17 protein-coding genes and 1 pseudogene are annotated in these 15,761 nt (G+C 63.9%); 8 read left to right on the forward strand and 10 right to left on the reverse strand.

Annotation, left to right across the window (positions count from 1 at the left end; translation table 11 throughout):
• The first annotated feature begins 4 nt into the window (after positions 1 to 4).
• Entirely contained in the window at positions 5 to 808 is an 804-nt protein-coding gene (locus PHE40_RS02705) for an exodeoxyribonuclease III (RefSeq protein WP_299957655.1), read from the forward strand.
• On the opposite strand, the gene PHE40_RS02710 is transcribed toward PHE40_RS02705, so the two are convergent.
• The 5 genes from PHE40_RS02710 to PHE40_RS02730 all read right to left on the reverse strand — a co-directional run bounded on the left by PHE40_RS02710 (position 809) and on the right by PHE40_RS02730 (position 4,336).
• Positions 809 to 1,357, reverse strand: coding sequence for a histidine phosphatase family protein (locus PHE40_RS02710; protein WP_299957658.1), 549 nt, complete (start codon positions 1,355 to 1,357; stop codon positions 809 to 811).
• Complete coding sequence (locus tag PHE40_RS02715) at positions 1,358 to 1,975, reverse strand: glutathione S-transferase N-terminal domain-containing protein (RefSeq protein WP_299957660.1); 618 nt, start codon at positions 1,973 to 1,975, stop codon at positions 1,358 to 1,360.
• A gap of 29 nt (positions 1,976 to 2,004) precedes the next feature.
• Entirely contained in the window at positions 2,005 to 2,937 is a 933-nt protein-coding gene (locus tag PHE40_RS02720) for a ribose-phosphate pyrophosphokinase (protein WP_299957663.1), read from the reverse strand.
• 69 nt (positions 2,938 to 3,006) lie between these two features.
• A complete protein-coding gene (gene proC / locus PHE40_RS02725) occupies positions 3,007 to 3,816 on the reverse strand; it encodes a pyrroline-5-carboxylate reductase (protein WP_299957666.1) in 810 nt (269 codons plus the stop codon).
• A gap of 13 nt (positions 3,817 to 3,829) precedes the next feature.
• A complete protein-coding gene (locus tag PHE40_RS02730) occupies positions 3,830 to 4,336 on the reverse strand; it encodes a YbjN domain-containing protein (RefSeq protein WP_299957669.1) in 507 nt (168 codons plus the stop codon).
• A gap of 222 nt (positions 4,337 to 4,558) precedes the next feature.
• Here PHE40_RS02730 and queE point away from each other — a divergent pair, with 222 nt between their 5' ends.
• Positions 4,559 to 5,191, forward strand: a complete 633-nt coding sequence (gene queE, locus PHE40_RS02735) for a 7-carboxy-7-deazaguanine synthase (protein ID WP_299957672.1) — start codon at positions 4,559 to 4,561, stop codon at positions 5,189 to 5,191.
• On the forward strand, positions 5,191 to 5,568 hold the full coding sequence (locus PHE40_RS02740; RefSeq protein ID WP_299957675.1) for a 6-carboxytetrahydropterin synthase: 378 nt from the start codon (positions 5,191 to 5,193) through the stop codon (positions 5,566 to 5,568). The genes queE and PHE40_RS02740 overlap by 1 nt, the downstream gene beginning before the upstream one ends.
• Before the next feature lie 119 nt (positions 5,569 to 5,687).
• Here the strand turns inward: PHE40_RS02740 and eno are convergent, their stop codons facing one another.
• The gene (gene eno / locus PHE40_RS02745) at positions 5,688 to 6,965 is read right to left on the reverse strand and encodes a phosphopyruvate hydratase (protein ID WP_299957678.1); all 1,278 of its coding nucleotides are present in this window, start codon (positions 6,963 to 6,965) and stop codon (positions 5,688 to 5,690) included.
• Positions 6,966 to 7,334: 369 nt separating this feature from the next.
• Between eno and PHE40_RS02750 the strand changes: the two genes are divergently transcribed.
• Complete coding sequence (locus PHE40_RS02750) at positions 7,335 to 8,750, forward strand: nitronate monooxygenase family protein (RefSeq protein WP_299957681.1); 1,416 nt, start codon at positions 7,335 to 7,337, stop codon at positions 8,748 to 8,750.
• A gap of 3 nt (positions 8,751 to 8,753) precedes the next feature.
• Here the strand turns inward: PHE40_RS02750 and PHE40_RS02755 are convergent, their stop codons facing one another.
• On the reverse strand, positions 8,754 to 9,359 hold the full coding sequence (locus PHE40_RS02755) for a Pr6Pr family membrane protein (RefSeq protein ID WP_299957684.1): 606 nt from the start codon (positions 9,357 to 9,359) through the stop codon (positions 8,754 to 8,756).
• A gap of 124 nt (positions 9,360 to 9,483) precedes the next feature.
• On the opposite strand from PHE40_RS02755, the gene PHE40_RS02760 reads away from it, so the two are divergent.
• Both PHE40_RS02760 and cobA read left to right on the forward strand, forming a co-directional pair.
• Positions 9,484 to 10,323: a division plane positioning ATPase MipZ gene (locus PHE40_RS02760; protein ID WP_299957687.1), complete on the forward strand. Its 840-nt coding sequence runs from the start codon at positions 9,484 to 9,486 to the stop codon at positions 10,321 to 10,323.
• A gap of 68 nt (positions 10,324 to 10,391) precedes the next feature.
• Entirely contained in the window at positions 10,392 to 11,150 is a 759-nt protein-coding gene (gene cobA / locus PHE40_RS02765; protein WP_299957690.1) for a uroporphyrinogen-III C-methyltransferase, read from the forward strand.
• 22 nt (positions 11,151 to 11,172) lie between these two features.
• Here cobA and PHE40_RS02770 read toward each other — a convergent pair whose 3' ends face one another.
• Positions 11,173 to 12,144 (reverse strand): succinylglutamate desuccinylase/aspartoacylase family protein, encoded by a 972-nt coding sequence (locus PHE40_RS02770; RefSeq protein WP_299957693.1) that lies wholly within the window; start codon positions 12,142 to 12,144, stop codon positions 11,173 to 11,175.
• 89 nt (positions 12,145 to 12,233) lie between these two features.
• Here PHE40_RS02770 and PHE40_RS02775 point away from each other — a divergent pair, with 89 nt between their 5' ends.
• Positions 12,234 to 13,166, forward strand: a complete 933-nt coding sequence (locus PHE40_RS02775) for a mitochondrial fission ELM1 family protein (protein ID WP_299957696.1) — start codon at positions 12,234 to 12,236, stop codon at positions 13,164 to 13,166.
• A 2-nt stretch (positions 13,167 to 13,168) separates the two neighbouring features.
• Entirely contained in the window at positions 13,169 to 15,055 is a 1,887-nt protein-coding gene (locus PHE40_RS02780) for a hypothetical protein (protein ID WP_299957698.1), read from the forward strand.
• Here the strand turns inward: PHE40_RS02780 and PHE40_RS02785 are convergent.
• Entirely contained in the window at positions 15,052 to 15,375 is a 324-nt protein-coding gene (locus PHE40_RS02785) for a cupin domain-containing protein (protein ID WP_299957701.1), read from the reverse strand. The genes PHE40_RS02780 and PHE40_RS02785 overlap by 4 nt on opposite strands.
• A gap of 33 nt (positions 15,376 to 15,408) precedes the next feature.
• Positions 15,409 to 15,761: pseudogene (locus tag PHE40_RS02790) on the reverse strand (hypothetical protein); the annotation flags it as partial.

Genomic DNA, 15,761 nt, shown 5'->3' on the forward strand with positions numbered 1-15,761 from the left:
CTTCATGGATCTGACGATAGCAACCTGGAACATTAATTCATTGCGGCTGCGCCAGGGGTTGCTGCCCAGGCTGATGACCGGGCTGGCGCCCGATGTTATCTGCCTACAGGAAACCAAGGTGCCAGATGAGCTATTTCCCGAGGCCATTGCCGGGGAAATTGGTTTTCCACATGTGCTTAAGCGCGGCATGAAGGGCTATAACGGTGTTGCGATCCTCTCCCGGCTGCCGTTGACGCTGGAGGAGAACACGCCTGACTGGTGCGGCAAAAATGATTGCAGGCATATTTCCGCCCGGTTGGAGACAGGCGGCGTGCCGTTGGTATTGCATAATTTTTATGTGCCGGCGGGTGGCGATATCGCGGACCCGGCACTGAACGTGAAGTTCGCTCATAAGCTGGATTTCATTGCGCAGGCGCGCGAGCATTTCGCCGCGTATCCGCCGCGGCACAGCGTGCTGGTGGGGGATTTGAACATCGCGCCGCTGGAAAACGATGTGTGGAACCACAAGCAGTTGCTGGGCATTGTCAGCCACACGCGGGTGGAGACGCAGGGGCTGAACGCCTGGATGGCGGAAGGCTTTGTTGATGCGCTCCGCCATTTCGTGCCGCCGGAGCGCAAGCTCTATACTTGGTGGTCGTATCGTAACCGCGATTGGGAGGCTTCCAACCGGGGGCGGCGGCTGGACCATGTGTGGGTGAGCTGCGACCTGGAAGCCATGCTGACGGGGTATAAAGTTCTGAAGGAGGCGCGCAACTGGGAGCAGCCATCGGACCATGTGCCCGTGAGCGTGACGCTCAAACTGGGCTGATCAGGGCATGCGGACTTCCCAGCCGTTTTCCGTGGGGTCGCAGAACAGGGGGACGGCGTTGGGGGTCAGGCCCTCTTTGCTCAGGCCCATGAGGTCGCGCAGGGCGCGGAAAATGCCGCCATGGGCGACGATGAGCACCGGGCCGGGCTGCGCCAGCACGCGGCGCATGGCGATGCGCGTGCGGATGGTGACTTCGGCAAAGGTTTCGGCGCCCTCGGGGGTGTAGCGGCCCTCCATCCATTCAGGAAACCAGGGCTGCAGGGGCTTGCCCTCCATGCCGCCGAAAATCACCTCGCGCAGATCAGCCTCGATGCTGACCGGCAGGTTAAGAAATTCATTGACGATGGCGGCCGTCTCGCGGGTGCGGATCATGGGGGAGGAGATGATGGCGCGAATCCCCTGGCCGGCCAGCAGCGGGCCTGCCACCTCCGCCTGCGCGCGGCCGGTGGCGTTCAGCGAAATGTCCAGCACGCCCTGGGAGAGGCCGGCGGCGTTATAGTCCGTTTCGCCGTGGCGGAGGAACCAGAACGGAACCGCGGGGAGCTGCATTCAGGCCAGACCTTCGGCTGCCAGGGAAGACTGCACGCCTGGGCGGGCGAGCATGCGGTCCAGATGCGCGTCAAGGTTTGCCGGCAGGGGGACTTGCGCGCGGTTGCGGGCCCAGAATTCCAGGTAGAAGAGGGCGGCGTCAGCAATTGAGAAATCCCCGAAGAGATAGGGCTTGCCGCCCAGCGCCGTTTGCAGGTTGGCGAAGCCATGAAGAACAATCTCGCGCCCGGTCTGGCGGATTTTATCCTCATCGCCGGGGGTTGTGCTGAACATGCCGGGGCGCATCAGACGGGCAAAGCCGCGCATGTGGATGGTGGCGACCATGTAGTCGAGCAGTTCCAGCGTGCGGACCTCACCCTCCAGCCCGGAGGGAAGCAGGTTTTTGTCTGGATTGGTGCGCGCTAGGTAGATGGCGATGGCGGGAAATTCGGTGAGGATGCTGGCATCGTCACGTTGCAGGACCGGCACCTTGGCTTTGGGGTTCACGGCCAGAAATTCGGGCGTGTGCTGTGCGCCCTTGTGCAGGTCAGTCTTGACCAGCTCGAAGGGCTTGCCGATTTCGCGCAACAGGATCTGGATGCCGATGGAGCAGGCACCAGGGGAGTAAAAGAGTTTCATGAGATGCCCTGTGATGTGGGGATGCGCGGTTAGTCGAACAATGAGCTGACGGAACTTTCGGTTGAAATTCGGCGCATGGCTTCGGCCAGAAGCGGGGCGATGGAGAGCTGGCGCACGTTATGGGCCAGGCGCACGGCCTCGGTGGCGGCGATGGAGTCGGTGATGGTCAGCATCTCGATCTTGGAGGCGGCGATGCGCGCGACGGCGCCGCCCGAGAGCACGCCGTGGCTGACATAGACGCTGACCGAACGCGCGCCCTCGTTGATGAGCGCTTCAGCGGCGTTGCAGAGCGTGCCGCCGGAATCCACGATGTCGTCAATGATGATGCAGTCGCGGCCTTCCACCTCGCCGATGATGTTCATGACCTCGGAGACGCCTGCGCGCTCGCGGCGTTTGTCAATGATCGCGAGATCCGTATTGAGGCGCCGGGCGATGATGCGCGCGCGCAGCACGCCGCCGACATCGGGCGAGACGATCATCGGGTCGCGCCCGGCGAAACGCTCGGTGATGTCAGCCGAAAACAGCGGGGCGGCGGGGAGGTTATCCACCGGGATATCGAAGAAGCCTTGGATCTGACCGGCGTGGAGATCCATGGTGAGGACGCGGTTGGCGCCGGCCTCGGTGATGAGGTTGGCCACCAGCTTGGCGGAGATGGGCGTGCGCGGGCCTGATTTACGGTCCTGCCGGGCATAGCCGAAGTAGGGAATGACCGGGGTGATGCGCCGGGCTGAGCCGCGGCGCAGGGCGTCGCAGGTGATCAGCAGTTCCATCAGGTTATCGTTGGTCGGATAAGAGGTGGACTGGATGACGAACACATCCTCCCCGCGCACGTTCTCGTGAATTTCCACGAAAACCTCCATGTCGGCGAAGCGGCGGATGGAGGCTTTGGCCAAGGGGATGTTCAAACCGGCGGCGACAGCTTCGGCCAGCGGGCGGTTGCTGTTGCAGGCAACAATTTTCATGGAATTTCTTTCCGGTCTGGCTAAAATTTAGATTGGGCGGGGTTTAGCAACCGGGGGGGGCAATGTCCATTAACTGGAGAGCTCGCGTGACCGTTCCGTGGCCGCCTGAATCGCTTTTGTGAAAGTTTGCGGCCAAGCGTCATCCGCGCGCAACACTGCCAGGGCGCGCTCGGTAGTGCCGCCGGGGGAGGTAACGGCGATGCGCAAGGCGGCGGCGTCCTCATCGCTGGCGGCGAGCAGGGCGGCGGAGCCAATGACGGTCTGGCGGGCCATCCGGCGGGCCAGCGCGGGGGGCAGGCCCTGGTCAAGCCCGGCCTGTTCCATCAGCTCGGTGAGGAGGAATACATAGGCGGGACCGCCACCGGAAATGGCGGTCACGGGGTCGAGCAGGGCTTCGCTCTCGACCCAGGAGATCATTCCGGTGGCGGCGAGCAGATCATCAGCCAGGGATTTTTGCACGGGGGTGACGTGGCTGCCGGCCACCGCGACCGTAATGCCCTGGCGCACCGCGGCGGGGGTGTTGGGCATGGCGCGCACGATGGCGGTCTTGACCCCGAGCATGGCGGCGATGGCGTTAAGGGTTTTGCCGGCCATGATGGAGATGAACACCGCATGGCCGGCGAAGCGGGCGTAGGCAGGTAGGGCCTGCGCGGCCATTTGCGGCTTGACCGCGAGGATGACGGCGCTGGGGGCGAAACCATGCGGAATACCCGCCGCCGAGGCCACGACGGTGACATTCGGCCCGGCCAGCGCGGCGGCGCCGGGTGAGGGGTCAACGACGAGCACGGATGAAATTCCGCGCTCGCGCCAACCAGCCAACAAAGCGGAGCCCATGCGGCCGCCGCCGACGAGAAGAAGCGGGGGGAGAGATACGGTCATGCAGGGCGGGGTATCACGCCTCGCCGGCACATTCCAGCATGGCGGCTTCCAGCGCGTCGCTGGGGGATTTGCCGCCCCAGAGGGTGAACTGGAAGGCGGGGAAGAAGCGTTCGCATTCGGTGATGGCGATGTCCACCAGGTCTTCGATGGATTCCGCCGAGGCACTGGGGGTGCCGCGCAGCAGCACCGAATGGCGGTAGATTGGCATGCCGGTGTCCTCGTCCATGCCAAAATGGCCGATCCACAAGCGCTCGTTGGCTTTGGCCAGCAGCTCATAGAGGGCACCGCGGCGCTTGGGCGGGGATTTCAATTCGAAGGCGCAAGAGAAATGCATGACGGAAATTTCATCCGACCAGCAGAAATACAGCCCGTAGTCGCACCATTTGCCGGGGGCTTGCGCGGCCATGTCAGAGTCTGAACGGCGGTCGAACGCCCAGTCGTTGGCGGAGATGACCTGCTCGACAAGGTCCAGAGGATTGGCGACGGAGGTATTGTTCAGGGAAAGAGCGAGGCTCGGCATGGGAGTCTCCTGATCCAGAGGTGGTCAACGCGGGGAAGGCGGCTCAGGCCTTGGTGCCGGGAGCGTCTCTCCCCCGCGAATCCGAGTGTACCGGCTTTTGGTGCCGCGCGGCAATAAAGGAATTCGGGCGGTGGCGGTCTTGCCAGTTTTGCCCGGGGCGATGATAGAGGCGCCGATTATGGCCGCGTGCGGTTTGGACTGGGCGCCAGAAGGGATGGGGTGATGAGTTACGCGGTGAAGGAGATATTCCTTACCTTGCAGGGCGAAGGCTTGCAGGCCGGAAGGGCGGCGGTGTTCTGCCGTTTCGCGGGTTGTAACCTGTGGTCCGGCCGTGAGGAGGACCGCGCCGCGGCGGTTTGCACGTTTTGCGACACGGATTTCATCGGCACGGATGGGCCGGGGGGCGGGCGCTTTGGCGATGCGCGGGCGCTGGCCGGGGCAGTTGAGGCGGCCTGGCGCGGCGGGGCGGCGGAGCGGCTGGTGGTGCTGACCGGCGGTGAGCCGTTTTTGCAGGTTGATGCCGCGTTGACCACGGCGTTGCACGCGCGGGGGTTTCGCATTGCCGCGGAGAGCAACGGCACGCTGGCGCCGCCTGAGGGGATCGACTGGCTCTGCATCAGCCCCAAAGCCGGAGTGCCGCTCGCGGTGAAGAGGGGCGATGAGCTGAAGCTGGTGTTTCCGCAGGAGGCGGCGCTGCCCGTGCGGTTCGAGGCGCTGGATTTCACGCATTTGCTGTTGCAGCCGATGGACGGGCCCCAGCGCGCCGCCAATACCTCGGCGGCCATTGCCTTCTGCCTCGCCAACCCGCGGTGGCGGCTTTCAGTGCAGACACATAAATATCTGGGTATTCCTTAATGCATGAGCTGAGCAAACAATTCCGCTTCGAGGCGGCGCATACCCTGCAACGGCGCATTGATGCCGAGCCCAGCCGGCGGATCCATGGGCATTCGTACCGCGCCGAGGTGGCGCTGCGCGGCACGCCGGACGCCGGTAGCGGGATGTTGATTGATCTGGGGCATTTTGCCCGTCGCATTGCAGAGGTGCGCGAGGCGCTGGATCACCGGTTTTTGGATGAGATCGCGGATTTGGGCCCGGCGACGCTGGAGAATCTCGCAAGCTGGATATGGCACAGGCTGGAGGGCGATTGCGCGGGGCTGGCGCGGGTGAGCGTGTACCGTGACAGCGAGGGCGATGCCTGTAGCTATTTCGGGCCCCGGCAGGTGGAGATATAAAGCATATGAAAAACCCCGGTGGCGCGCCACCGGGGTTGCTGGTTTCTGAGGGCGATTCACGCTTTCGTCTCGCTCGATTGAGCGAACCTCAAACGATCACGCTCTGATGGTTCAGCGGATCAGCCGCGGCGCAGGGCCGGGCCGTTGTAGCGGGCGGTGAGGCCCAGCTCGTCTTCGATGCGCATGAGCTGGTTGTATTTGGCCGTGCGGTCGGAGCGGGCGAGCGAGCCGGTTTTGATCTGGCCGCAGTTGGTGGCAACCGCGAGGTCGGCGATGGTGGAATCCTCGGTCTCGCCGGAGCGGTGCGACATCACGGCGGTGTAGCCGGCGCGATGCGCGATCTCCACGGCTTCCAGCGTTTCGGTCAGCGTGCCGATCTGGTTGACCTTGACCAGGATGGAGTTGGCGGTGCCGGCCGCGATGCCCCGGCGCAGGCGGGCGGGGTTGGTGACGAAGAGATCGTCGCCGACGAGCTGCACCGTGGCGCCGAGTCGCTCGGTGAGGAGTTTCCAACCGTCCCAGTCATCCTCGGAGCAGGCGTCCTCGATGCTGGTGATGGGGAAGCGCGAGCAGAGCCCGGCCAGGTAGTCGATGAACCCGGCGGCGTCGTATTTTTTGCCTTCGCCGTGCAAGTTGTAGATGCCGTCCTTGTAGAACTCGGTGGCGGCGCAATCCATGGCGAAGGTGATGTCCTCGCCGGGGCGGTAGCCGGCGCGCTCAACCGCCTTGGCGATGAAGCTGAGCGCCTCATCGGCGGATTTCAGGTTGGGGGCGAAGCCGCCCTCGTCACCCACGTTGGTGTTGTGGCCAGCCTCAGCGAGGGATTTCTTCAGCGCGTGGAAGACTTCCGAGCCCATGCGCACCGCCTCGGCGATGGAGGAGGCGCCGACCGGCTGGATCATGAATTCCTGGATGTCGATGGGATTATCGGCGTGCTGGCCGCCGTTGACGATGTTCATCATCGGCACTGGCAGGGTACGGGCCGAAACGCCGCCGATGTAGCGATACAGCGGCATGCCGTTATCAGCCGCGGCGGCTTTGGCCAGCGCGAGCGAGACGCCGAGGATGGCGTTGGCGCCCAGGCGCGCCTTGTTGGGGGTACCGTCCAGGTCGATCATGATATTGTCGATCGCGATCTGTTCCTCGGCGTCCATCCCGCCGATGGCGTCGAGTATCTCGGTTTCAACCGCGGCGATGGCCATGGTGACGCCCTTGCCGCCGTAGCGCGATTTATCGCTGTCGCGCAGTTCCACGGCCTCATGCGCGCCGGTGGAGGCGCCGGAGGGAACGGCGGCGCGGCCAAAGGCACCGGATTCCAGAAGCACGTCGACTTCGACGGTCGGGTTGCCCCGGCTGTCCAAGATTTCGCGGGCGACGATGTCGGCAATGGCGGTCATGGTGGGCTCCTCCGGTTGACAAGCGGGTTGTGCGCGCGGGGTAGACCAGCGGGCGCGGGCAGGCAAGCTTCTGATGTCCCAATTCTGAAATTCGCGGCATCAAAACAGCTTCCCATGCGGGGCAATAACTCCCTTACGGGGGACGCGCTTTTTTGTTTGCGGTGGCCTGCTTATTCCTTCTGTCCGCAGCCCAATGCGGCGGGCTTCAGAGGCAGGACGCGCGTGGGGACGTACCAAGTGTGATGAAGCTAAATGAACGCCCCCACTTCACGCCGTGTTTCAATCTGGTAATAGAACACCGTATATATGGATATATGGGCGCGTCCTCCCAAGGGGGTGGGCTAAATGCCAAACCAGGGTTTTCGGAAAATGAAGCTTATCAATGCCATCCGCATGGGCGGAACTGAAATTCTGCCCCTCGTGGAAGGCGGCAAGGGTATTGCTGTATCCAACGGCGTAACCGCCGGCCATTGGGCCGCGGGCGGCGGAGCGGGGACGTTCTCGGCGGTCAATCCTGATAATTACGACGCGCAGGGGCATGTGATCTCGCCGGTTTATCATGGCAAGACCCGGCGGGACCGCCATGAGGAGCTGATAGCCTACGCGATCGAGGGCGGCGTTGCCCAGGCTGAGCGCGCTTATGAGATTTCCGGCGGCAAGGGGCGCATCCATGCCAATATCCTGTGGGAGATGGGCGGCGCGGAGCGGGTGATCACCGGCGTTCTGGAGCGCACCAAGGGGTTGGTGAACGGCATCACCTGCGGTGCGGGGATGCCCTACCGGCTCTCGGCGATCGCTTCCAAGTTCAATGTGCATTATTATCCCATCGTGTCTTCTGGGCGCGCATTCTCGGCACTGTGGAAGCGGGCCTATTCCAAGGCGGCGAATCTGCTCGGGGGGGTGGTGTATGAGGACCCATGGCTGGCCGGGGGGCATAACGGGCTTTCCAACAGCGAGGACCCGGGCAAGCCCGAGGCGCCGTTTCCGCGCGTGCTGGCGCTGCGCAAGATCATGCGCGAATTCGGACTGGCGGAGACCCCGATCATCATGGCCGGCGGCGTGTGGGCGCTGGAAGAATGGGAAGATTGGATCGATAATCCCGAGTTGGGGCCGATTGCCTTTCAGTTCGGCAGCCGTCCGCTGCTGACCAAGGAAAGCCCGATTCCGGCGAGCTGGAAGGAGCGCCTGCGCACGCTCAAGCCGGGGGATGTGTTCCTCAACAAATTCTCCCCCACGGGGTTTTATTCATCCGCCGTGAACAACAGCTTCATCCAGGAGCTGCGCGGGCGCAACGAGCGGCAGGTGGCGTATTCGCCCGAGCCGGTTGGCGAGCATGTGGTGGAGTATGGCGTGGGCGCGCGGAAGCGCTCCGTGTACCTCACCGCGCCGGATTATGCGCGGGTGAAGGACTGGGAAGAGGCCGGTTATGTGGATGCGCTGCGCACCCCGGATTCCACGCTGATCTTCGTGACCCCGGCGAAGGCCGGGGAGATCCATACCGACCAGGTGAACTGCATGGGCTGCCTGAGCCAATGCCGGTTCTCCAATTGGAGCCAGGAGCCGCCGGAATATGACAACGGCAAAAAGGCCGATCCGCGCAGCTTCTGCATCCAGAAGACCTTGCAGGATATTGCCCATGCCGCGCCGGATGATCTGGACGCGCTGGACCATAATCTGATGTTCGCCGGGCATAATGCCTGCCGTTTTGGCAGCGATCCGTTCTATTCCAACGGGTTCATCCCGACGGTGCGCGAGCTGGTGGACCGGATTCTGACCGGAAAATAAGCATCAGGCGGGGTTGGGCAGGTAGCGCCCGGCAGCGATGAAGCCGGCGCCCGTGCCTGCGAACAGTAGGGCGAGACCAGCGATGTTCAGGCTGACCCGGGGGTAGCCCAGCGTGGTCGCGTTGAGAAACGGGTATGGGTAATAGCCGCTAAGCGCGCCGTGCAGCAGGGTGTAGGCCGCGTAGACCAACGGGCAGATGAGCCAGTAGGGGAGATGGCGGAAACGCAACGGCCGCTTGGGCGCGAAGAACGCCCAATCCAGCACGTAAAGCGGCGGGTTGATGTCGTGTAGTTGGAGGTTCACGTACCAGTCCAGCCCGGTGAGATGATAAAGCCTGCGCAGTAGAAAATAATAGACCACCGCGATGACGAGGATATAGACCCCGATGGCGGCGCGCACGCCTGGGCGCAGGAAGAACGCGGGGCAGGCGGTTGCGGGCAGCAGCGGCGCCGTGAAGGCCAAGGCCACGAGGAGATTGCCCCAGATGGTGAAGAAGCCGCAATAAGTGATGCTGCCGGGGAGCAGGCCCGCGTGCGTGGTGGTGAGCCAGTATTGGGTGAGCAGCGCGGACCAGCCGGAGCAGGCGCCCAGTACACGGTATGGCTTCATGACATCCCACCTCCTCTTTCAGCAAGGTTATAAGCCGGCGCAGCGGTGCAGCATAACGAATCCTTGGGCAGAATCGATAGACTCGGTTAAAGAAGGATTCGAAACCCGAGTCGGAGAGTTATCCATGGCCAGCGTGTCTGCCCAATCGCGTCCTTATGTCATTGTGCTAGGCAATGAGAAGGGCGGTTCGGGCAAATCCACTACCTCCATCCATATCATCGTCTCGCTGCTGCGCGATGGCTACAGCGTGGGCGCGATGGACCTTGACGCGCGACAGGGTACGCTGGCCGGCACGCTGGCGGCGCGGAAACATTTCGTGGAGAGCAAGGGGATTGTGCTGCCTTTGCCAGCTTTCCATTCGGTACACCGCTCGATCCTGGATAACCGGCTGGAGGCGGAGGCGGAGGAACGCTTGCGCTTTGATACGGCGCTGGCCGAATTCGAGGGCATGGATGTGGTGGTGATCGACTGCCCGGGGGCTGACACATATCTCTCGCGCTACGGGCATAGCCACGCGGATACGCTGATCACCCCGATCAACGATAGTTTTGTCGATTTTTCGATGCTGGCGAAGGTGGACCCGGATAATCACGACATCGTGAACCCAAGCATCTACTCGGAAATGGTGTGGGAGGCGCGCAAGAACCGCTTCTCGCGTGACCGCGGCAAGATCGACTGGATGGTGATGCGTAACCGGCTGGCCGCCTCCGAGGCCCGCAACAAGCGCGATGTGGGCGAGACGCTGGACCTGCTGGCCAAGCGGATCGGCTTTCGCACGCTCAAAGGGTTTGGCGAGCGGGTGATTTTCCGTGAGTTGTACTTACAGGGGCTGACCTTGATGGATGTGCGTGAGGCGAATATCGGCATCGCGCTGGGGCTTTCGCATATTGCCGCCCGTAATGAGGTGCGTTCGCTGATCAGCGCGATCAAGCTGCCGCCATCGAAAATGTCGCTGGTGGCCTGAAACGCGGATTTAGGACTCACGCTCGGGCGGCGGGCACATTATATCGCGGCAAAATGCTGGAGTGTGTGATGGCGCGCGTGTTTCTGGTGGGGGCTGGTCCCGGAGACCCGGAATTGCTGACCGTGAAGGCCGTGCGGGCGATCGCGGCGGCCGATGTGTTGCTGTATGACAGCCTGGTGGACCTGCGCGTGGTGGCGATGGCCAGGGCGGATGCGCGGCTGATTGATGTCGGCAAGCGTTGCGGCAGGCATTCAGCCAGCCAGGCGGAGATTTGCCGCATGCTGGTGGCGCAGGGCCGCACCGGCGCGCTGGTGGTGCGGCTGAAGGGCGGCGACCCGATGGTTTTTGGCCGCGCCACCGAAGAGATGGACGCGCTGCGGGCGGCGGGGATCGGTTTTGAGGTGATCCCCGGGGTGACGGCGGCGACGGCGGCGGCGGCGGCGCTGCGCTGCTCGCTGACACGGCGTGGCGTGGCGCGCTCGCTGCATTTTCTTGCCGGGCATGGCGCCGAGAGCGGATTGCCGGCGCATGATTGGGTTTCCCTCACCAAATCCGGCGGTACGCTGGTGGTGTATATGGGCGGGCAGACGTTGCCCGGTTTGGCTGCGCATTTCATCGAGGCGGGGATGGCGCCGGGCATGCCGGCGGTGGCGGTTGAGAGTGTGAGCCTTGAGGGGCAGCGGATTATGCGCGGCACCATCGGCTCGCTGCCAGGGCTGGTGGTGGGCGCTAGGGCCGCGGGGCCGGTGATCGTGCTGATCGGCGAGGCACTGGCTGAGCCGGAGGCGCTGGACAGCTTGTTGCTGCAAATTGAAACGGAAGTATAACTATCTGTTTTTGAAGAAGTATTCACACAATCCGGGCCAGCCGCACGGCGGTGTGGCCATGGCTGACGCGCAGGCTCGGCATTACCAGCATGCAATTATCATAAGGGGTGAAGATTTCGGTTTCGCCGTCATGCGCGATGAGGGTGCCCGCGGCGGGGATGATTTCGCCGCCATGGAAGTTGCGTAAAAAGACGAAGCGGTTGGTCCGCGCGGTGACGGTGTGGGTGACCTGCGCGAGGGTGATGGGTGATGGCGGCGGCGGCGGCGCCATGAGCATGCCGGTCTGGCGCAGCAGGGCGTGCACGGTGGCGCGGGTTTGGCTCAGGGCCGCGGGTTCCCAGTGCTGCCCGGCTTCAGCCAATATGCCGGCGGCCTCGCTGAAGCGGCCGTAGTCAATAAGGCGCTTGCCCCCGGCATGGCCGTGGTCCGCGACGACGGTGGCCGGTGTGCCCAGCTTCATCGCCAGTTCGCGCCCGCGCGCGGTGGGGCCGCAGAGCAGCACCGGGCATGAGGGCCAGAGCATTGTGTGCAGGTCCAGCAGAACGTCGGCCGTGTCGATCAATGGGCGGATTTCGCGTGCGCGGTTCAGCTCCAGCGAGCGGCGCACGCCGAATAATTGCAGATCGTCCCACACGCGGTTGAGGTCTTCCTCGACATGGCGCGATGCGAGGGGGGATTGGGGGTTGAAGCGGTCAAATGCGGCGAGGTTGGCGAAGCCGAGGGTGAGCTTGCCCCGCAGGGGCATGAAACGCGCGCGCAGCAGCTCAGCCAGAATGGCGGCGCCCGCGATCTCGTTGCCGTGGATGAGGCTGACCAGAATCACATGCGGGCCGGGTGTGCGGGAGTCACGCGTGGTGAAGCCGGGAATGCCGGTGTTGCCCTGGCGGAAGGGGGCGATGTCCGGTGTTGCGATTTGGACCGCAAACGCGGGTATTTCCGCCGGGCTGGCGGGGGCTGCGGGGGCGCAATCAGCCGGCGGGTGGCCAGGAGTCATGGGGGCAGTGTAACGAAGTTGTGAGAAGGCGCAATCGCGCGGGTTTGTGCGGGATTGACGCCAGCGAGCACACGCCGCAAAGCCGCCGCATGGTGACCGCAAGAATTTTATGCACTGACATCGCGGGGTTGCGCTCGCAGGCGATTGGTCTGGCAGAGGCCGCTGGCATGGCGGTGGACATGCGCACGCTGGCGTTTTTGCCGCCATGGGATAAGGTTTCGCCCCGGTTGTGGCCGGGAATCCGCTGGGCGGTGAAGAGCGAGGCGTTCGCGCCGCCCTTGCCGCAGGTGTTGCTGGGCTGCGGCGGCGCGGGGGCGCGGGTGGCGGCGAGCTTGCGCGGGCCGGGGGTGAAGGCGGTGGCGATTCAGCATCCGCGCATGAATCTGAACAAATTCGACCTGGTGATGGCGGCGCGCCATGATGGCATAACTGGTGCAAATGTGATCGTGACCCGCACGGCGCTGCACCGGGTGACGCAGCCGCGCCTGGCGGCGGAGCTGCTGAAATGGGCGCCGGTGTTTGCGAAGTTTCAGCGTCCGCTGCTGGCGGTGCTGCTGGGCGGCAGCAACGGGCGCTACCGGTTTGAGCCGGCGCAGGGGCGCGAGCTGGCAGGGCAGCTCGCCGCACTGATCCGCCAGGAGAAAATCGGTGTGGTGATCACCCCCTCGCGCCGCACCGAGCCGGAGATTGTGAGAATTCTGCGCGAGACACTGGAGCCGCTGGGCGCCTGGATCTGGGATGGCGCCGGGGAGAATCCTTATTTCGGCATGCTGGCTTGCGCCGATGCAATTTTGTGCACGGCGGATTCGGTCTCCATGGTCTCCGAGGCGGTGGCGACATCCGCGCCGGTGTTTTTGCTGCGCCTGCCGGGCAAGTCCGCGCGGATCGGCGCATTCATGGATAGTCTGGTGGATGCCGGGCGGGTGCGCGATTTTGCCGGAAAACTGGAGCTGTGGGATACCAAGCCCCTGGATGACACGCAGATGGCGGCGCAACAGATGCGCGACCGCTTAGGATTGTAACGATGCTGGATATTGAGACTTTCGATAATCTGCGTGGCGGCAACGTGGCTTATAAGGCGCTGGCGCATCCGGTGGCGGCCGAGGGGCTGCAACGCCTGGCGGCGGAGGCCGGGCGGGTGGCGATTTTTGACCCAGACGGGATCGCCGGGCCGCTGCTCGCGCTATGCCCGGATTTTGATGCCGAGGGTGTGTATGTGCAGGATAGTTTGGCCATCGGCCAGCTGCGCGGCGGGCATGTGGCGCGCGCGCTCACATGCCTGTGCGCGGCGGAGGTGGAGAGTGTGCTGATTGCCGCCTTCGATGCCGGGCGGGCGGTGGAGCGGCTAGCGCGCTTTGCGCCGCCAGGCGCGCGGATGCTGACGCTGGACGGCGCGAAACTGCCGGAGGCGATGCTGACCAATGCGGCGCGTTACCTGGATCCGCTCAATTTCGCCACCAATTTCGTATTTTTCCGCGAGGATGGGCATTTTTCCACGCGGCTGACCACGGCGAATTACTGGGCTGGATATGGCGCGAAGGCCGTGCGTTTTTTCTGCCGCCTCTACGGCGCGACGGGTGAGGTTCTGGCGCAATGGGAAGATCCGGCGCCAGCTGGGGCGGGCGGTTTCGTGCTGGAGAGTGCCGCCGTGCGCGCGCGTTTTGGCCTGGGGCCGTTTACCGGGCAGTTGTTCCTGCACGCGATCGGCGCGGCGGGGCATGATGTGGTGAAATATGCGCTGGATACCTACGCCGCTGACAATGGGGCCTCGCTCTCCTGCACGCATGATGCGAATGCCTGGCCATCGGAGCGGTTTGCCGGATTGCCAGCGCCGCGCGCGGATGAGCGGGTGATATTATGGGTGCAGAACAGCCATGCTGTGCCGGTTCCCGCCGGGGCGATGGCGCTGGACCGCATGGGCGCCGAGGCGCCGGTGGGAATTGCCGCCGGGGTTGCGCCCTTCGCGACTCTGGCGGTGGATGTGGCGGCGGTGCTGCCGGGTGTTTCCTGGCCGGCGCAAGTTGAATTGCGCGCCGGGCGGCATGTGGTGCGCCCGCGTTATGAGGTTACGCGCGCCGCGCGCACGCGCATCGCGCATGTGAATGTGGAGCGCGCGGATTTGCACGGCGACGCCGGGATCAAAGCGTTGCATTCAGAGCTGGGGCGGGGGTTTCTGCTGCCCTTCCCGGTGCTGCCGCGCGGGCGGTTCAAAACCATCGTGCAGCCGACGCCGATGGCGGTGCATGAGCACAACATGCCGCTAAGGCTGGATGTTTTCAGCGCGCAGGGCGAGAAGCTGGCGGAGCGGTTCTTGGGCGTGCTGCCGCGCGGCCATTGCCTGGCTGTGGATATGGACGATGTGCTGCGCCCCGGCGTGCTGGCCGATGGCGGGCATGCCGAGCTGGTCTATGATTTTCGCGAAGGCGGGGAGGCCAACGGCTGGCTGCATGCGCTGTTCCGGTTTGAGGACCGGGCGAGCGGCCATGCGGCGGAGAGCAGCTTTGGCGGGCATATTTTCAATACGATCATGACCTATAAAAACGAGCCGCAGAGCTACACCGGCAAGGCGCCGGGGCTCTCGACGCGGTTGTTTTTGAAGCTGGGGTTTGGCGGGCGGCAGAGTTTTTGCGTGCTGATTTATCCGGCATCCGGGCCGTGGCTGGATTTTTCCAGCACGGCTTTGGAGCTTTATGATGCCGGGGGCGCGTTGCTGGCGAGCGCGGCGTTGCGGATCGCGTGTTCGGGCTCTGCCATTGTGTATCCGGCGCAGCATTTTTCCGTGGCCGAATTAAGCGCGGCGGGGGAGGCGGGTTATGTGCTCATCCGCGATACCACCTGCCGGTTGTTCGGGTTTCATGGGGTTGATGACGGCGCGGGCGGGTTTTCGTTCGACCATATGTTTGGGTTTTAGAGTGAGCCGAAAATCAGCGCCTCTGGCCGTTTGACCTCGATTTCGACGAAGGCCATCGGCGTATCGGAGGCGTTCATCACGTCATGCTCGATGCCTGAGGCGCGGCTGTATGACTCTCCGGCCTTGCGCGGGTAGTCGGTAATGTTTTTGCCATCGTCAACGCGCATGGTTGAGTCGGTGAGCATCACGATGAAATAGGGCAGGCCGTGGCTGTGCCATCCGGTCACCGCGCCGGGGGCAAAATCCCAGCGGGTGATGCGAACATCGGCGTCGTCACGCTGCAGGGTGGGGACCGCGGGGGTGGTGCATGCGAAGGGCATTCAGTTTCCTTGTCGTGATCAAAAATGCGGTTGTTATCCGGCGGGCGCGAGTGCCGCGGCTGTGAAATGGTGCACCCGGTGTTCCACCAGCGGCACCCATTGCCCGTGTTTTAACACCTCGCTGGGGCGGAATTTGGCCTTGTAGGCCATTTTGCGGCTCTCCTCGACCCAGTAGCCGAGGTAGACAAACGGCAGACCCAGCGCCACCGCCCGGGCGGTGAGCCAGAGGATGGCGTAGGTGCCGAGGGAGCGTTCGTCCATGCCGGTTTCAAAGAAGCTGTAAACGGCGGAAAGCCCGTCGCCGAGATGGTCGGTGAGACAGGCGCCGAGCAAGGCGCCCTGGGGGGTGCGGAATTCGATGAGCGAGGTTTCAATCGGCGTGTCCT

Origin of the sequence: Acidocella sp. (assembly GCF_028687955.1) — a bacterium.
In the GTDB taxonomy this organism is placed as follows: Bacteria; Pseudomonadota; Alphaproteobacteria; order Acetobacterales; family Acetobacteraceae; genus Acidocella.